The organism is Flavobacterium aureirubrum, assembly GCF_038739835.1.
Taxonomy (GTDB): domain Bacteria; phylum Bacteroidota; class Bacteroidia; order Flavobacteriales; family Flavobacteriaceae; genus Flavobacterium; species Flavobacterium aureirubrum.
This window is the reverse complement of record NZ_JBCGDO010000005.1, coordinates 102,660-118,826: the sequence shown is the minus strand read 5'-3', so window position 1 is coordinate 118,826 and position 16,167 is coordinate 102,660. Positions and strand designations below refer to the sequence as shown.

Genomic DNA, 16,167 nt, shown 5'->3' with positions numbered 1-16,167 from the left:
ATGGTTCAATCCATATTATCCGAAGAAATTCAACACTTTATTAATGAAAAAATAAATGCTGATGTTACAAAATTAGCATTGCAAAAAAATCCTTTTCCTGAAGTGGAATGGAGTCTTATTCTACAACAAGTAGCAGCCAAACAAAAAGCAAAAAGTAAACTTCCCACTTGGTTTAAAACCCAAAATATTTATTATCCCAGTAAAATTGCTGTTGAGCAAACTTCATCTGAAAAAACAGCTGAATATAAAGCTTCTTTAGTTTCTGGAGACCATTTAATCGATTTAACGGGTGGTTTCGGCATAGACGATTATTATTTTTCAAAACGGTTAAAACACGTTATTCACTGCGAAATAAACGAAGAATTATCTCAAATTGTAAGTCATAATTTTGAGCAATTAAAGTCTAAAAATATTGAATGCATTACTGGCGATAGTTATCAGATTTTAAAGAATTTAAATCAAAAATTCGATTGGATTTATATTGATCCTTCAAGAAGAAATGAAGCAAAAGGCAAAGTTTTCATGCTAAAAGATTGTATGCCAAATGTGCCTGAAAATTTGAACTTTTATTTTGATTATGCCGCCAATATTATGATTAAAACGGCACCAATTCTGGATATTGCTGCAGGTTTATCAGAACTAAAAAGTGTGAAAGCCATTCATATCATTGCCGTTGAAAATGAGGTAAAAGAACTACTATGGATTTTAGAAAAAGACTATGTTCAGCAGATTAAAATCCATACTTTAAATATTTTGAAAGAAAAAAGGGAAGAGTTTAATTACAACTACCAATCTGAAAACAGAACCAATTATAATTTGCCAAAAAAATACTTGTTTGAACCCAACGCAGCAATTATGAAATCAGGTGGATTTGATGTTATTCCTGCAGTTTTTAACCTTGAAAAACTGCATAAAAACTCGCATTTATACACTTCTGAAAATAAAATCGATTTTCCTGGCAGAGTTTTTGAAATGCAAAGTTACTTTGATTACAACAAAGCCAATTTGAAACAATTTCTAGAAAATAAAAAAGCCAATATCACCACAAGAAACTTTCCAGAAACTGTGGAAAATATTCGCAAAAAATGGAAGATTTCAGACGGTGGCGATGCATATTGTTTTTTTACAACTGATATGAATAACAATAAAATAGTTTTACTTTGCAAAAAATTAAAATAAGTAATGAAAAATCTACTTTTTACGCTGTTTCTTTTTAGTTCATTTTTTGTTTTAGCCCAACAACCATGTGAGATTGATATTGATGTAACCGATAGTTTGGGAACATATAAAACAACAAAACAACAGATGATTTTTGAGAGAAGCTTCGCCGGAAATTCAACTAATATCTATTTTGCTTTATCAAGTAATAATGGAGTTTTAGGTCTAGAAATCCAGCAATTGATGAGTAGCTTTGATTTTGTAAAAGCTACTTGTTTTGATGCAAACTCCAAGATTTATCTACAATTAAACAATGGTAAAATTATTTCTTTATTTTACTACGGAAATGAAACTTGTGGTTCATTGATAAGAAATGATAAAAACCAAAACACACGAGTTATATCTGGAACTTTTCTATTTACAAAAGAAAACTATGAAGAATTAAAGTTATCACAAGTTACATTTATGCGGATAAAGTATGCAGGTGAAACTATTGATTATCCGTTTAAAACTTCATTTGTTTCAGAAATGGATAAAAAAACATACCAACCTGAAAACTACTTTATAAATTATTTGAAATGTATCGAAAATTAGTTGCAATTCCATTTTAAGTTTTCCACCTTATCGGTATTGCTTCCGTTTAAATTATAATGCCACCATTCTGAGTCAAACGGTTTGAAGTTGTTTTGCAGCATAACCTCTTTCAAAAATTTTCTATTGGCTAAAATTTCTTCGGTCAGATTTTGATAATTATGACTGGCTTCTTCTCCAAAAAAATCAAATTTCGTACCCATATCAACTTCAATACCCAAAGAGTCTACTAATGTAATATCCACAGCGCCACCACGATTATGAATAGAACCTTTTTTAGGATTGGCAACATAAGTGGCGTTGGGAACTAGCTGAAACATCTTTTTCTGAATGGCTTTTGGCCTGTAGCAATCAAATATTTTTATTCGATAACCATTTTCCAAAAAAGTTTTATTGGCTTCAAGCAGTGACTTCACGGTTTTCACTCTCAAAAAACACTCGTCACACGGATATACTTTTTCTTTCAAAAAATTATCATCGGTAGCATATTTCATGTCATATACAAAGTCATTGCTGTAGTTTTTGAGGTTAACGAATTTGTTTTCATCAACTTCATTTGAAATGTCTAATAAAACAGTTGATTTTGTGGAGTCGAGTTGCGTGGATTTACAAGAAAACAGCAGTACTGAAAAGCACCATAAAAGAATTATTTTTTTGAATTTCATTTTAAGATAATAAAAAAATTAAGTGGTAAACTAAACTATATAAGTCATATAAGGAAATATAAAACATTTGCTTGAAATTCATTGGTTGAAATAACAACCTAAATGAAACTTTACTCCTTAATGTTTCAAAAAAACATTCTTCTTAAACGATCTTATAAAACTTATATGGTAAATTATATCTCATCAGATGTGAAAGTCGTAAAACTTCTTTTCTTGAACGGGCGAACAATTAATCGTCCTTCTCTATCTAAACGAATGTAATTGTAAACCCAATTTAAAAAAACAACAGCTTTGTTTTTAAAACCAATCAAGGAAAACAGATGGACAAACATCCAAACAAACCAAGCAAAAATACCGCTAAAATGATAATTCGGTAAATCGACAACAGCTAAATTTCTTCCAATAGTGGCCATCGAACCTCTGTCATTATATTCAAAGGCTTTCATTGGTTTATTTTGAATTAAATTGACTAGATTTTCTCCCAATAAAACACCTTGTTGTATTGCGGGTTGCGCCATCATTGGATGTCCTTGTGGGAACAATTCAGTTTCCATCGAAGCAATATCGCCGATAGCAAAAATATTTTCATAGCCAACCACTTGATTGTATTGATTAACTCGAATACGTTCCACTTTTTCTACCAAGGATTTAGCGTTCAATCCTGCCACTTTTGCACCTTGAACGCCAGCTGTCCAAATAACCGTTGCTGTGTCAAATACTAAATCTGAATTGGTTGTAACTGTTTTTCCATCATAGTTAGTCACGCGCACATTTTTCCAAATTTTAACTCCTAAATCAAGAAGAAATTGTTCCGCTTCAGCAGATGACTTTTCACTCATGGTATTCAAAACTCTATCGCCACTCTGAATTAAATTGATTTGCATTTTATCGATATCTAAATCAGGATAATCTTTTTGCAAAATCGCTTTTTTCATTTCGGCTAAAGCGCCAGCTAATTCTACGCCAGTTGGACCAGCGCCAACAAGAACGAAGTTGATGAGCAAATTTCTTTCAGCTTCATCTTTAACCAAAACGGCTTGTTCAAAATTTTCTAGAATTAAACTTCTTATGTTCAATGATTGCGGTATTGTTTTCATTGACATGGCATTTCGTTCTATTTCTTTATTACCAAAATAATTGGTTTTAGAACCAGTGGCAATGACTAAATAATCATAGTGCAAATCACCTATTTCAGAAATAACTTTTTGATTTACGGTATCAATTTCCTTAACCGATGTCAATCTAAAATAGAAATCTTTGTATTCCTGTATCACTTTCCTTATTGGATAAGCAATAGAACCAGCTTCTAATCCGCCAGTAGCCACTTGATACAACAAGGGTTGAAACGTATGATAGTTATGTTTATCCAGTAAAACTACCTGCAGATTTTTATTCCGTAGCTTTTTGGCTATTGCAATACCAGCAAAACCAGCACCAATGATTACAACGCGCGGATGATTTGAAGTGGGAATATTCATTTTTAAATTATTCTTCGCTTGAAAAAGCAACATCGCCTTTCCAATTCATAAAACCACCTTCGAGATTATAGGTGGTTTCAAAGCCCAATTGATTCATAATAGCACAAGCTTGAGCACTTCGTCCACCGGCTTTACAGTAAACGTAGTAATTTTTTGTTTTATCTAATTCCTCCAAAGCATAAATAAAACCTTGTCCTTTATAAATATCTATATTTATTGCTTTAGGAATAAAACCTTCGTCACATTCATCTGGCGTTCTTACATCAAGAATAACAGCATTTGAGTCTCTATCTAATTTTGATTTCCAATCTTCTTGTGATAAATTCATATTCATATAATTTGATTAACAAATATAGCGATTTTCAAAATGCTACAACTCATTTAAATTCGTCAAAAACTCGTAAGGAAAGATTAACAAAAAAATAACAGTTCATTTGTATATACAAATAAAAAATAAAATAAATTTGTATCTACAAATATTGTAAATGTAATTATGAAGATTGAGGAAATTATAAAATCAAATGTTGCTTTAAAGGATAGCAAAAAAGTAATGCTTAACATCTTCTATGCACAAAATGTGATTAATGATAAATTCAATGAGATATTGAAACCTTATGATTTATCAGGTGAGCAATACAATGTTTTGAGAATTTTAAGAGGTCAGAAAGGAAATCCTGCTAACATGTGCGTAATCCAAGAGCGAATGTTAGCCAAAAACAGCAATACAACTCGATTGATAGATAAATTGTTGCTTAAAGATTTAGTAACAAGAGATGTTTGCCCTGTGAATAGAAGAAAAATTGAAGTGCTTATTACGGCAAAAGGACTGGAGATTTTGGCAATTTTAGATCCTAAAGTAGAAGAACACGAACTTTTTTTCGCTCAAAATTTGAATGCAAAGGAATTAGAAAATTTAAATACATTATTGGAAAAATATAGAAACACAAATAAAAATTAATATACTATGAGTAATTTTATTAAAGATGCCAATTGGCGTTATGCCACAAAAAAGTTCGATGCCACAAAAAAAGTATCTGATGAAGATTTCAATACTTTGAAAGAAGCTATTAGATTAAGCGCTTCCTCTTATGGGTTACAACCATACAAAGTTTTTATTATTGAAAATCCAGAGCTGAGAGCAAAAATTCAGCCAGTTGCGTGGGGACAATCACAAATTATTGATGCTTCTCATCTTATCGTTTTTGCTAATATCACTAATTTTGGTGATGCAGAAATCGATGCAAGTTTAGCATTAACGGCTGAAACTAGAGGTTTACCATCTGATGCATTGAAGGGTTATGGCGACTTCATGAAATCTAAAATTTCAACACTTCCTGAAGAAACAAGGAATGTTTGGACCGCAAAACAAACCTATTTAGCGTTGGGCAATTTATTGAATGCTGCAGCAGAATTAAGAATTGACGTAACTCCAATGGAAGGTTTTGAGCCTGAAAAAGTAAATGAAATCTTGGGATTAAATAAACAAGGATTGAATGCCACATTACTTGCAACAGTAGGATATCGTCATGAAGATGATGCCACACAACACTATATTAAAGTAAGAAAATCAAACGACGAATTATTTATCACTTTATAATCTAATAACTAAAAACAAAGAAAAAATGAAAAATTTAAAGACAATTGCTTTAGCATTATTAGTAGTTTTAGCAACAACTTCCGCTACTGCACAGAACAAAAAAATCAACGTTGAAAAAAGTAAAATTAACTGGGTTGGAGAAAAAGTTACAGGAAAACACTCAGGTACTCTCGACTTCAAAGATGGTGTAATCATTTTCCAAAAGAACAAATTAGCTGGTGGAATTTTTACAGTAAACATGACATCTTTAACCGTAACGGATATCAAAGCAGGTGAAGGAAAAGAAAAATTAGAAGGCCACTTAAAAGCTGATGATTTTTTTGGTACTGAAAAGTTTCCAACTGCGAAATTGGAATTCAAAACTATTGCCACAAAATCTGCTGAACTATACACCGTAACTGCTGATTTAACAATCAAAGGAATTACAAAACCGATAACTTTTGACTTAAATGTTAAAGGAAATTCAGCAACCACTACGTTAAAAGTAGATAGAACTAAATATGATATTAAATATAATTCAAAAAGTTTCTTCGAAAGCATTGGAGACAAAGCAATCTACGATGAATTCGAATTATCAGTTGCTTTACAGTTCTAATAAATTGGGAAAAATTTTTATGAAAAAGCTAACCTCGAAAAAAAATTCGAGGTTTTTTTATTTTTTTATTTGATAATCAAAAACACTTGGTTACATTTGTATCAAGAACAAAAAAATGAATTCAAATTTAAATACAACTTGGTGGTGGAACATTTTACGTCAATCGTCGTGAACTGAACTGCTATAAGTATATTTTAAAACTAAATATCCAAAAGGCTTGTCAATCACGACAAGCCTTTTTTTTATGCTGCATTTATTTCAGCATCTTAATTAAAATTCAAACTATGAAAATATATCAATTACGTACACACTTTAAACAAATTCTAGCAGATACGATCACACCTGTCAGCATTTATTTAAAACTTAGGGATAAATTCCCAAATAGTATTTTGCTCGAAAGTAGTGATTATCATACCGCAGACAACAGTTTTTCATACATCTGTTGCAATCCAATAGCTACTATAAAAATCGAAAACGGAAAGCTGTCTAAAACATATCCTGATAATACCGGTGATGAAATCAAAATCGATTCTACTTGTAATATAGCCAATAGTATTCAAGAATTTGCCTCTCAATTTCAACCTAAAAAGTTAGATTTTAAGTTCATCAATAACGGATTATTTGGCTATATGGGTTACGATGCTGTCCAATATTTTGAAAAAATTACCATTTCAAAAAAAGAAAATGATCTTGCCATTCCAGAACTATTTTATGCAGTATACCAAAATATAATTGCTATCAATCATTTTAAAAACGAGGCATATATTTTTTGTCACAGCATCAACAATACCAATAACATCCAAGAAATTGAGCAATTATTGCAAACCAAAACATTTGCTAGCTATTCTTTTACCAAAGAAAATAAACCTATTTCCAATTTAACCGATGACGAATTTAAAACCCATGTTTCGTTGGCAAAAAAGCATTGTCATCGTGGTGATGTTTTTCAGCTAGTTTTGTCACGACGATTTACACAATCTTTCAAAGGCGACGAATTTAACGTTTACCGAGCGTTAAGAAGCATCAATCCTTCACCCTATTTGTTCTTTTTTGATTATGGAAATTTCAAAATATTTGGTTCTTCTCCAGAAGCACAATTGATTATTAAAAATAACCATGCCGAAATTCATCCTATTGCTGGAACTTTCAAAAGAACAGGAAATGATGAGCAAGATGCTGAATTAGCTAAAAAAATAGCAGAAGACGTTAAAGAAAACAGCGAACATGTAATGTTGGTTGATTTAGCTAGAAACGATTTAAGCCGAAATTGCACTGATGTCAAAGTGGAAAAATATAAAGAAGTACAATTCTTTTCCCATGTCATTCATTTGGTTTCTAAAGTAACCGGAAAACTTGTTGGAAGTTCAATGAAATTAGTTGCTAATACTTTTCCTGCTGGAACGTTAAGTGGCGCACCAAAACATAAAGCCATGCAATTAATCGAAAGTATAGAAAACAGAAACCGAACCTTTTATGGCGGTGCCATTGGTTTCATGGATTTTAAAGGCAATTTTAATCATGCGATAATGATAAGAACTTTTTTGTCTAAAAACCATCAACTACACTATCAAGCTGGCGCCGGAATTGTAGAAAGTTCCAAGGAAGAAAATGAAATGCAAGAAGTGTATAATAAATTGGGTGCACTAAATAAAGCATTGGATTTAGCAGAAACAGTTTAGTGTTCAGTGTTAAGAAATTAGTATTCAGCAATATAAAATACCATGAAAAAAATAGCAGTTATCGATAATTACGACAGTTTCACGTATAACTTAGTACATTACTTGGAAGATTTAGATGCAAAAGTAACCGTGTTTAGAAACGATGAATTCGAGTTAGAAGAATTACAATCATTTGAGAAAATAGTTCTTTCGCCTGGACCAGGAATTCCGAACGAAGCAGGTTTGCTTTTGGAAGTTATAAAAAAATACGCAGAAAGCAAGAGTATTTTGGGTGTTTGTTTAGGTCAGCAAGCCATCGGAGAAGTTTTTGGAGGTCATTTGATAAACTTAGAAAAAGTATATCATGGCGTGGCAAAACCTGTAACACAAACTGTAAAAGACGAAATACTTTTTAAGGGTTTACCGCAAATTTTTGATGTAGGACGATATCATTCTTGGGTGGTTTCAAATGACAAATTTCCCGAAGTTTTAGAGATAACTTCGGTGGATGAAAACGGACAAATAATGTCTTTACGTCACAAAACACTAGATATCAAAGGAGTTCAATTTCATCCCGAAAGCGTTTTGACACCTTTTGGTAAACAAATTTTGGAGAATTGGGTTACTAGTTAGTGTTCAGTCGTAGTTTGCATAATTCAGTTACCTTTTAAAATAATTTACAAAATGAAAACAATTTTAAATAGATTAATCAATCACGAAACGCTTTCACAAGACGAAGCGAAAGCAGTTTTGGTCAATATTTCCGCAGGTCAATACAATCCAAGTCAAATTTCGGCATTTCTAACTGTGTACATGATGCGAAACATCACTATTGAAGAGCTTTCGGGTTTTCGTGAGGCGCTTTTGGAACTTTGTATTCCAATTGATTTTTCTGCATACAACACCATCGATTTATGTGGCACTGGTGGTGACGGTAAAGACACGTTCAATATTTCTACTTTGGCGTCATTTATTACTGCTGGCGCTGGCATAAAGGTTGCTAAACACGGAAATTATGGCGTTTCATCTATTTCTGGTTCTAGTAATGTAATGGAAAGTCTGGGCGTGAAATTCAGTAATGACAGTAGTTTTTTGACGAAGTGCATTGAAGAAGCCAATATTGCGATTCTTCATGCACCACTATTTCATCCAGCTATGAAAAATGTGGGACCAATCCGAAGAGAATTAGGAGTAAAAACCTTTTTCAATATGCTTGGTCCGATGGTTAATCCTTCGTTTCCTAAAAACCAATTGGTTGGTGTTTTTAGTTTGGAATTAGCGCGAATGTACGCTTACTTATACCAAAATACGGATGTAAACTACGCCATTCTGCATGCTTTGGATGGTTATGACGAAATTTCGTTAACTGGCGATGCCAAAATGATTAGCCGCAATGCCGAAAACATTATCAACCCGTATGATTTTGAACTTTCCAAATTGCAATACGAAGACATTAAAGGTGGAGAAACCATTGCGAGTTCTGCAAATATTTTTATGGAAATTATCTCTGGAAAAGGCACCGATGCACAGCAAAATGTTGTTTGCGCCAATGCAGCTTTAGCCATCGCAACGGTGGAAAATTCACCAATTATTCATGCTTTCGCTAAAGCACAAGAAAGTTTACAATCGGGAAAAGCCCTAGAAAAATTACAAAAATTACAACAAATCAGCCAAGCATCATGACAATTTTAGATCAAATAATCGCTAGTAAAAAGAAAGAAATCGCTCTAAAAAAAGCAGTTGTTTCAACTCAACAATTGGAAAATAATGACTTATTCAATTCAAAAACTGTTTCTTTAAGCAAATCGATATTGAATTCACCATTCGGAATTATTGCCGAACACAAGCGTCGTTCTCCTTCAAAAGACATTATAAACACTAGTTTATCGGTTGAAGAAGTAGTTACAGGATATGAAAGTTCTGGTGCAAGTGGAATTTCTATATTAACAGATAATCAATATTTTGGAGGTTCATTAGATGATTTACTTTTAGCAAAAGCTTCAGTAAAAACACCTTTACTACGCAAAGAATTTATCATCGATGAATTTCAAATTTTAGAAGCCAAAGCGCATGGTGCCGATGCTATTCTATTAATAGCTGCAGTTTTAACGCCAACAGAAATCAAAATACTTTCTGAATTTGCACAATCGCTTGCTTTAGAAGTTTTATTGGAAGTTCACAGTTTAGAAGAACTGCTAAATAGCAGCATGCCAAGTCTTGATATCATTGGAGTAAACAATAGAAACTTAAAAACCTTCGAGCTAGATTTAAAAACCAGTATTGATTTGTTTGAACACATTCCGCAAGACTTTGTTGCCATTTCAGAAAGTGGAATTAACAATCCTAAAGATGTTTGGCAATTAAAAAATGTGGGTTTTCAAGGCTTTTTAATTGGAGAAAACTTCATGAAAACAAACAATCCTGGCGAGAGTTTGGGTCAATTCATCAATCAATTGAAAACAAATGGACATTAAAATTAAAATATGTGGGATGAAGTTTGATGAAAATACGCAACAAATAGCAGCTTTACAACCTGATTATTTAGGGTTTATTTTTTATGAAAACTCGCCTAGAAATAAGAAAAACAACATCCCAACTTTGGATAAAGCCATCCAAAAAGTAGGCGTTTTTGTGAACGCTTCTTATGACGAAATTGAAGTAATAGTAAAACAACACGAACTCAATTTGGTACAATTACACGGTGATGAAACGCCAGAACTATGTCAAGAAGTTGAAAATAATTTAGCTAAAGTAATCAAAGCATTTTCAATAGATAAACAATTTAATTTCAATATCTTAAATACTTACAACAAATCGTGTACTTACTTTTTATTTGATACTAAAGGTGATCATTATGGTGGAAACGGATTTACCTTTGATTGGACTATTTTAGCTAACTACCATTTGGACAAGTCCTATTTTTTAAGCGGTGGTATCGGACTAGAAAATACAAATGAAGTCAAAGAGTTTCTTAGCCAAAACTACGCCAAAAACTGTGTAGCCATTGATTGCAACAGTCAACTTGAAATTTTACCAGGTTTGAAATCGATTGAAAAAACAAAACAGTTAATCCACACTTTTAAAAAATAAAATATGCAAACGAGTTACAATGTAGATGAAAAAGGCTTTTATGGCGAATTTGGCGGCGCATTTATCCCAGAAATGCTTTATCCTAATGTAGAAGAACTTCGCCAACAGTACTTAAAAATTTCTGCAGAAGATAGCTTTCAAAAGGAGTTTCATTTTTTGCTACAAGAATATGTAGGAAGACCAACACCACTCTATTATGCGGAACGTTTATCAAAGCAATTCAATACTAAAATCTATTTGAAACGCGAAGATTTGTGTCATACTGGTGCGCACAAAATCAACAATACTATTGGTCAAATTCTTCTAGCGAAAAGACTAGGAAAAACCAGAATCATCGCAGAAACAGGCGCAGGTCAACACGGCGTTGCAACAGCTACTGTTTGTGCGTTAATGGGTTTAGAATGTATTGTTTATATGGGAGAAGTTGACATTGAACGTCAAGCGCCAAATGTAGCGCGAATGAAAATGCTCGGTGCCGAAGTTCGTCCGGCGACATCAGGTTCCAAAACCTTAAAAGATGCCACAAACGAAGCCATTCGTGATTGGATTAGCAATCCTATTGACACTTTTTACATCATCGGTTCGGTAGTTGGACCTCATCCTTATCCTGATATGGTTGCGCGATTTCAAAGTGTGATTTCGCAAGAGATTAAACACCAACTTCTTGAAAAAGAAAATCGCGAAAACCCTGATTATGTAATTGCCTGTGTTGGCGGCGGAAGCAATGCTGCTGGTGCTTTTTATCATTTTTTGGATGATGAAAATGTGAAGTTAATTGCAGTAGAAGCAGCAGGAAAAGGGATTGATACTGGTGAAAGTGCCGCAACTTCGGTTTTGGGCAAAATTGGAATCATTCATGGAAGCAAAACGCTTTTGATGCAAACACAGGACGGACAAATCACAGAACCCTACTCTATTTCTGCAGGATTGGATTATCCTGGTGTTGGTCCGATGCATGCTAACTTATATCAAACACAAAGAGCGGAATTCATCGCCATTACCGATGAAGATGCCATGCAAGCTGGGATTGATTTAGCAAAAACCGAAGGAATTATTCCAGCGATAGAAACCGCGCACGCTTTTGCTGTTTTTCATTATAAAAAGTTTAAGCCAAATGATGTTGTCGTTGTCAATTTATCTGGTCGTGGTGATAAAGATTTGAATACCTATATTAATTATTTTAAACTATAAAAATGGATCGAATTCAACAGGTGTTTTCAAAAAACAAAAAAATACTATCTATCTATTTTACAGCAGGTTTTCCGAAACTAAATGATACAAAAAGTTTAATAGAAAATTTAGCAAAAAAGAACGTTGACATCATCGAAATAGGCTTGCCGTTTAGCGATCCTTTGGCTGATGGACCTATTATTCAAGCCAGTTCAACACAAGCCTTGGAAAACGGCATGACATCAGAATTGCTTTTTGAACAATTAAAAGATATCCGTAAAACGGTAACTATTCCATTAATTATTATGGGATATTTTAATCCGATGCTGCAATTTGGAATAGATTCATTTTTAAAAAAATGCCAAGAAACTGGGATTGACGGCTTGATTATCCCCGATTTACCGCTAGAAATCTACCTATCGGAATACAAAGAACGATTTGAACATTATGGTATCGCATTGATATTTCTCATCACACCTCAAACCTCAAAGGAGCGAATTCGATTGATTGACGACAACTCTAATGCTTTTATCTACATGGTGAGTACAGCAAGTGTTACGGGAAGTAGAGAACGATTTGATGAAAACCAAATGAATTACTTTGAACGAATTTCAAATATGAATTTAAAAAACCCACAACTAGTTGGCTTCGGCATCAGTAATAAAACCACTTTTGAACAAGCTACAAGACATCAAAAAGGTGCAATTATCGGCAGTAGTTTTATTCAATTTGTGACTAAAAATGGAGTTGATACAGTTGATAATTTTATCGAAACTATTATTTAATTAAAATAGCATATACAATTGGAAACAAATATTTTAACTATTTGATATAGATTTTACTTATACTGCTTGAATTATGGCACTTTTTAACTTTAACCATTTAATTATTAACAATTTACATCATAAGAAGAACAATTTGTTAAATTTGTCTCATTCAAGTTAAAATTAGGAACTTAAAATCGGATAGATATGAGACTTTTTACTTCGCATGAAAAAAAAGTAATTGCCGAGCTTTGTAGAAAAAGTGAAGACATCGGCAACGACATTAACAAAGAAATTAATGAACTTTTTGAGGACTTAAAAACGGATTATGAGGAGAACAAAATGGTCTTACAAGAGTTTAGTGAATTTGTTGCCGAACTAGAAACCAAACTTTCTCCACAAGATATTGAAAAACTCCACTCCTTCTCGTCACGATTATATAAAGTAAAACGGTGCGCTAAAAAAGGTGTGGAAGCCGTTCGCGAAATAGCTAGAGATCAAAAGAGAGCAACAATCGAAACCGTTAGAGAATATCAGGAATATCTTTATGTATAAACTACCTTGTAAAAACTAACGAATTCCCTTTGCTTAAATTTGCATCAAATGAATAACCTTCGTAATTAAATCCTTTTAAATCGTCCATTGTTTCTGCATTAGTGTCTAAAATATAACGCACCATCATACCTCTTGCTTTTTTAGCAAAGAAACTAATCATTTTGAGCTTTCCGTCTTTGAAGTCCTTAAATTCGGGAGTAATTACTGGAACTTTTAATTTTTTAGTATCAACCGCACTAAAATATTCATTACTGGCGAGGTTTAAAAACAATTCGCCATTTTCCAATTCTGAATTCAAGGTTTCGGTTATAGTACTCTTCCAAAACTCATATAGATTTTTGTTTTTACCAATCGCTATAGCGGTTCCCATTTCTAATCGATAGGCCTGCATTAAATCCAATGGTTTTAACAAGCCATACAATCCTGATAAAATTCGCAGTTTGTTCTGCAAAACGGCTAATTTGCCTTCAGGCAAAGTATATACATCCAATCCGGTATAAACATCGCCATCAAAAGCGTAAACTGCTTGTCGAGCATTTTCTATAGTAAATGGCGTTTGCCATTCTTGATTGCGTTGCCAATTCAGTGTAGCCAATTTATCTGAAATAGCCATCAAAGCGGATAAATCACTGGGCTTTTTCTTTTTTAAGGTATTCTGAATAGTACTTGCTTCCTTTAAAAACTGTGGTTCAGTATAGGTGTTCGTTGGCACTACTTTTTCAAAATTCAAAGATTTAGCAGGCGAAATGACGATTTTCATAACTTTAATTTTAATAAGTCAAAAATACGATTAATTGTGATAACAAAAAACGATAGCAAAATCTTAATTCTATATATTTGCTTGATTAAATCGATATAGTAATGGAAGAATGCATCTCTGTTTTTGATATGCTTAAAATTGGTGTTGGACCATCAAGCTCACACACACTTGGACCATGGCGCGCCGCAGAACGATTTCTATCGGAATTAAAACTAGAAAATATACTTAAAAGTACAACTCGAGTTAAAGTTGATTTGTATGGTTCATTATCTTTAACTGGAAAAGGTCATGCTACTGATTTGGCAGTAATGCTTGGATTAGCAGGTCAAGATCCTGAATACATTCCTATTGTGAATATTGCTTCGATAATCAAAGAAATCGAAGATAAAAACGAAATCAATTTAGGCAATGAGATAGTAATTCCGTTTTACTTTTTACAGGACATCGTTTTCAACAAAAACTTCTTGCCTTTTCATGCCAATGGAATAAAATTTACTGCTTTCCTCGATGACAATAGCGAATATGAGTCTACCTTCTACTCTATTGGCGGCGGATTTGTAGTAAAAGAAGAACGCATTAATGCAAAGAAAAAACACCAAATAAAATGTGCATTTCCTCATCCAATTCAAAACGCTGCAGAATTATTGCAGTATACAATCAAGGAAAATAAATCAATTTCAGAAATTGTTTATGTCAATGAAATTTCGATGCGTCCTGAAGCAGAAGTGCACAGCGAATTAATGCGAATTTGGAATACGATGCTTGAATGCATGTTCATTGGTTGCCACAGCGAAGGAATACTTCCCGGCGGATTAAATGTGCGTCGACGCGCTTTTGATATGCACCAAGGATTAATAGGACTGGCGAATTATAATTCTCCTCAAGAATGGTTAGAAACAATTAGAAAAACAGAAGTTAAATTTCGACAAATCTTGAAATGGGTTTCCTGTTTTGCATTGGCTGTAAACGAAGTAAACGCAGCCCTAGGTCGTGTTGTAACCGCACCAACCAACGGAAGTGCTGGTGTTATTCCTGCGGTTTTAATGTATTATTTGGTTATTGAAAATCATAATGCGGGCGAAAAAGAAATCAAACAATTCTTGATGGTTGCTGGAGAAATTGGTAGTATTTTCAAAAAAGGTTCGACGATTTCTGCTGCAATGGGTGGATGCCAAGCCGAGATTGGGGTTTCCTCTGCCATGGCTGCCGCAGCACTTTGTGAAGTTATGGGCGGAACAACAGAGCAAGTTTTAATGGCAGCTGAAATAGCTATGGAACATCATTTAGGTTTAACTTGTGACCCTATTGGTGGTTTGGTTCAAATTCCGTGTATTGAACGCAATACTATGGGTGCCATCAAAGCCATTAATGCTGCCGAACTCGCCATGGAAACTGATGCCAAGAATGCCAAAGTTCCTTTAGACAAAGTAATTGACACCATGTGGCAAACGGCAAAAGACATGAATTCTAAATACAAAGAAACCAGCGAAGGCGGATTAGCCCTTTCTGTAAACATGGCCGACTGTTAATTAATTTTACACAAAAAGAAACGGAGACAACTGTTAAAGTTATCTCCGTGTCCAACTGAATAATTAAAAACCTTTTATCGTTCCGGTTTTGAAATATACTTCCTTATCGGGTGTATAATTCAATATTTCCGTTGGCATCTTTTAATTTTAGCTCATTAAGCGTTAAATTCATAATATCCTGCGTTGTAGATACGCCTTCAATAACCTTTGTTAAATTATTATTTGACCTAGAATTAATCCCTAAGTCAGTGAACAACGCACAAGGGTCAAGCGTTGAGTCATAGTTTCCTTCTTCTACCGTGTTATCCGATTTTAATCGCATGAAATCTTTTTCACAACCCGATTGATTTTGTGGCGCATCAATTAATGTTTCTGTTTCACCAATTAATGTTCCTACTTTACTAATCTCCCATTTGCCCGCCAAAGGAACCAATGTTTCCCCTTCGTTGTCGTCATCACTACATGAAGTAGCCAGTAATCCTAAACCACCAATTAATAAAGCAGCTAGTATACTTCTACTTTTAATGTTTACATTTTTCATAATTCCCTTTGTTATT

Annotated in this window: 19 protein-coding genes; 14 read left to right on the top strand and 5 right to left on the bottom strand. The window is 33.5% G+C overall.

The window, feature by feature from the left end; genetic code table 11:
- Both WFZ85_RS05975 and WFZ85_RS05970 read left to right on the top strand, forming a co-directional pair.
- Entirely contained in the window at positions 1-1,179 is a 1,179-nt protein-coding gene (locus WFZ85_RS05975; RefSeq protein WP_342695377.1) for a class I SAM-dependent methyltransferase, read from the top strand.
- 3 nt (positions 1,180-1,182) lie between these two features.
- Positions 1,183-1,752: a hypothetical protein gene (locus tag WFZ85_RS05970; protein ID WP_342695376.1), complete on the top strand. Its 570-nt coding sequence runs from the start codon at positions 1,183-1,185 to the stop codon at positions 1,750-1,752.
- Here the strand turns inward: WFZ85_RS05970 and WFZ85_RS05965 are convergent.
- From WFZ85_RS05965 to WFZ85_RS05955, 3 genes are all read right to left on the bottom strand, one after another.
- Positions 1,749-2,414, bottom strand: a complete 666-nt coding sequence (locus WFZ85_RS05965) for a M15 family metallopeptidase (protein WP_342695375.1) — start codon at positions 2,412-2,414, stop codon at positions 1,749-1,751. The genes WFZ85_RS05970 and WFZ85_RS05965 overlap by 4 nt on opposite strands.
- A 173-nt stretch (positions 2,415-2,587) precedes the next feature.
- On the bottom strand, positions 2,588-3,892 hold the full coding sequence (locus WFZ85_RS05960; RefSeq protein ID WP_342695374.1) for an NAD(P)/FAD-dependent oxidoreductase: 1,305 nt from the start codon (positions 3,890-3,892) through the stop codon (positions 2,588-2,590).
- A gap of 7 nt (positions 3,893-3,899) precedes the next feature.
- Positions 3,900-4,220: a rhodanese-like domain-containing protein gene (locus tag WFZ85_RS05955; protein WP_342695373.1), complete on the bottom strand. Its 321-nt coding sequence runs from the start codon at positions 4,218-4,220 to the stop codon at positions 3,900-3,902.
- Positions 4,221-4,385: 165 nt separating this feature from the next.
- Here WFZ85_RS05955 and WFZ85_RS05950 point away from each other — a divergent pair, with 165 nt between their 5' ends.
- The 11 genes from WFZ85_RS05950 (at position 4,386) to WFZ85_RS05900 (ending at position 13,321) form a co-directional block, all read left to right on the top strand.
- Positions 4,386-4,850 carry a MarR family winged helix-turn-helix transcriptional regulator gene (locus tag WFZ85_RS05950; RefSeq protein ID WP_342695372.1) on the top strand — a complete coding sequence of 155 codons (465 nt, stop codon included), beginning with the start codon at positions 4,386-4,388 and terminating at the stop codon, positions 4,848-4,850.
- Positions 4,851-4,856: 6 nt separating this feature from the next.
- Positions 4,857-5,489 carry an NAD(P)H-dependent oxidoreductase gene (locus tag WFZ85_RS05945; RefSeq protein ID WP_342695371.1) on the top strand — a complete coding sequence of 211 codons (633 nt, stop codon included), beginning with the start codon at positions 4,857-4,859 and terminating at the stop codon, positions 5,487-5,489.
- A gap of 25 nt (positions 5,490-5,514) precedes the next feature.
- Complete coding sequence (locus WFZ85_RS05940) at positions 5,515-6,084, top strand: YceI family protein (protein WP_342695370.1); 570 nt, start codon at positions 5,515-5,517, stop codon at positions 6,082-6,084.
- A gap of 284 nt (positions 6,085-6,368) precedes the next feature.
- Positions 6,369-7,763: an anthranilate synthase component I family protein gene (locus tag WFZ85_RS05935; protein ID WP_342695369.1), complete on the top strand. Its 1,395-nt coding sequence runs from the start codon at positions 6,369-6,371 to the stop codon at positions 7,761-7,763.
- A 42-nt stretch (positions 7,764-7,805) separates the two neighbouring features.
- On the top strand, positions 7,806-8,375 hold the full coding sequence (locus WFZ85_RS05930; protein WP_342695368.1) for an anthranilate synthase component II: 570 nt from the start codon (positions 7,806-7,808) through the stop codon (positions 8,373-8,375).
- A 51-nt stretch (positions 8,376-8,426) separates the two neighbouring features.
- Positions 8,427-9,425, top strand: coding sequence for an anthranilate phosphoribosyltransferase (gene trpD / locus WFZ85_RS05925; protein WP_342695367.1), 999 nt, complete (start codon positions 8,427-8,429; stop codon positions 9,423-9,425).
- Positions 9,422-10,216: an indole-3-glycerol phosphate synthase TrpC gene (gene trpC / locus WFZ85_RS05920; protein WP_342695366.1), complete on the top strand. Its 795-nt coding sequence runs from the start codon at positions 9,422-9,424 to the stop codon at positions 10,214-10,216. The genes trpD and trpC overlap by 4 nt, the downstream gene beginning before the upstream one ends.
- The gene (locus WFZ85_RS05915) at positions 10,206-10,832 is read left to right on the top strand and encodes a phosphoribosylanthranilate isomerase (protein ID WP_342695365.1); all 627 of its coding nucleotides are present in this window, start codon (positions 10,206-10,208) and stop codon (positions 10,830-10,832) included. Before trpC ends, WFZ85_RS05915 begins: the two co-directional genes overlap by 11 nt.
- A gap of 3 nt (positions 10,833-10,835) precedes the next feature.
- Positions 10,836-12,023 (top strand): tryptophan synthase subunit beta, encoded by a 1,188-nt coding sequence (gene trpB, locus WFZ85_RS05910; protein WP_342695364.1) that lies wholly within the window; start codon positions 10,836-10,838, stop codon positions 12,021-12,023.
- Positions 12,024-12,025: 2 nt separating this feature from the next.
- The gene (gene trpA, locus WFZ85_RS05905) at positions 12,026-12,787 is read left to right on the top strand and encodes a tryptophan synthase subunit alpha (protein ID WP_342695363.1); all 762 of its coding nucleotides are present in this window, start codon (positions 12,026-12,028) and stop codon (positions 12,785-12,787) included.
- 186 nt (positions 12,788-12,973) lie between these two features.
- A complete protein-coding gene (locus WFZ85_RS05900; RefSeq protein ID WP_342695362.1) occupies positions 12,974-13,321 on the top strand; it encodes a hypothetical protein in 348 nt (115 codons plus the stop codon).
- Position 13,322: 1 nt separating this feature from the next.
- Here WFZ85_RS05900 and yaaA read toward each other — a convergent pair whose 3' ends face one another.
- Complete coding sequence (gene yaaA, locus WFZ85_RS05895) at positions 13,323-14,081, bottom strand: peroxide stress protein YaaA (RefSeq protein ID WP_342695361.1); 759 nt, start codon at positions 14,079-14,081, stop codon at positions 13,323-13,325.
- Between the two features lie 101 nt (positions 14,082-14,182).
- Here yaaA and WFZ85_RS05890 point away from each other — a divergent pair, with 101 nt between their 5' ends.
- Positions 14,183-15,610, top strand: a complete 1,428-nt coding sequence (locus WFZ85_RS05890) for an L-serine ammonia-lyase (protein ID WP_342695360.1) — start codon at positions 14,183-14,185, stop codon at positions 15,608-15,610.
- Positions 15,611-15,713: 103 nt separating this feature from the next.
- On the opposite strand, the gene WFZ85_RS05885 is transcribed toward WFZ85_RS05890, so the two are convergent.
- The gene (locus WFZ85_RS05885) at positions 15,714-16,151 is read right to left on the bottom strand and encodes a hypothetical protein (RefSeq protein ID WP_342695359.1); all 438 of its coding nucleotides are present in this window, start codon (positions 16,149-16,151) and stop codon (positions 15,714-15,716) included.
- Positions 16,152-16,167 lie beyond the last annotated feature (16 nt).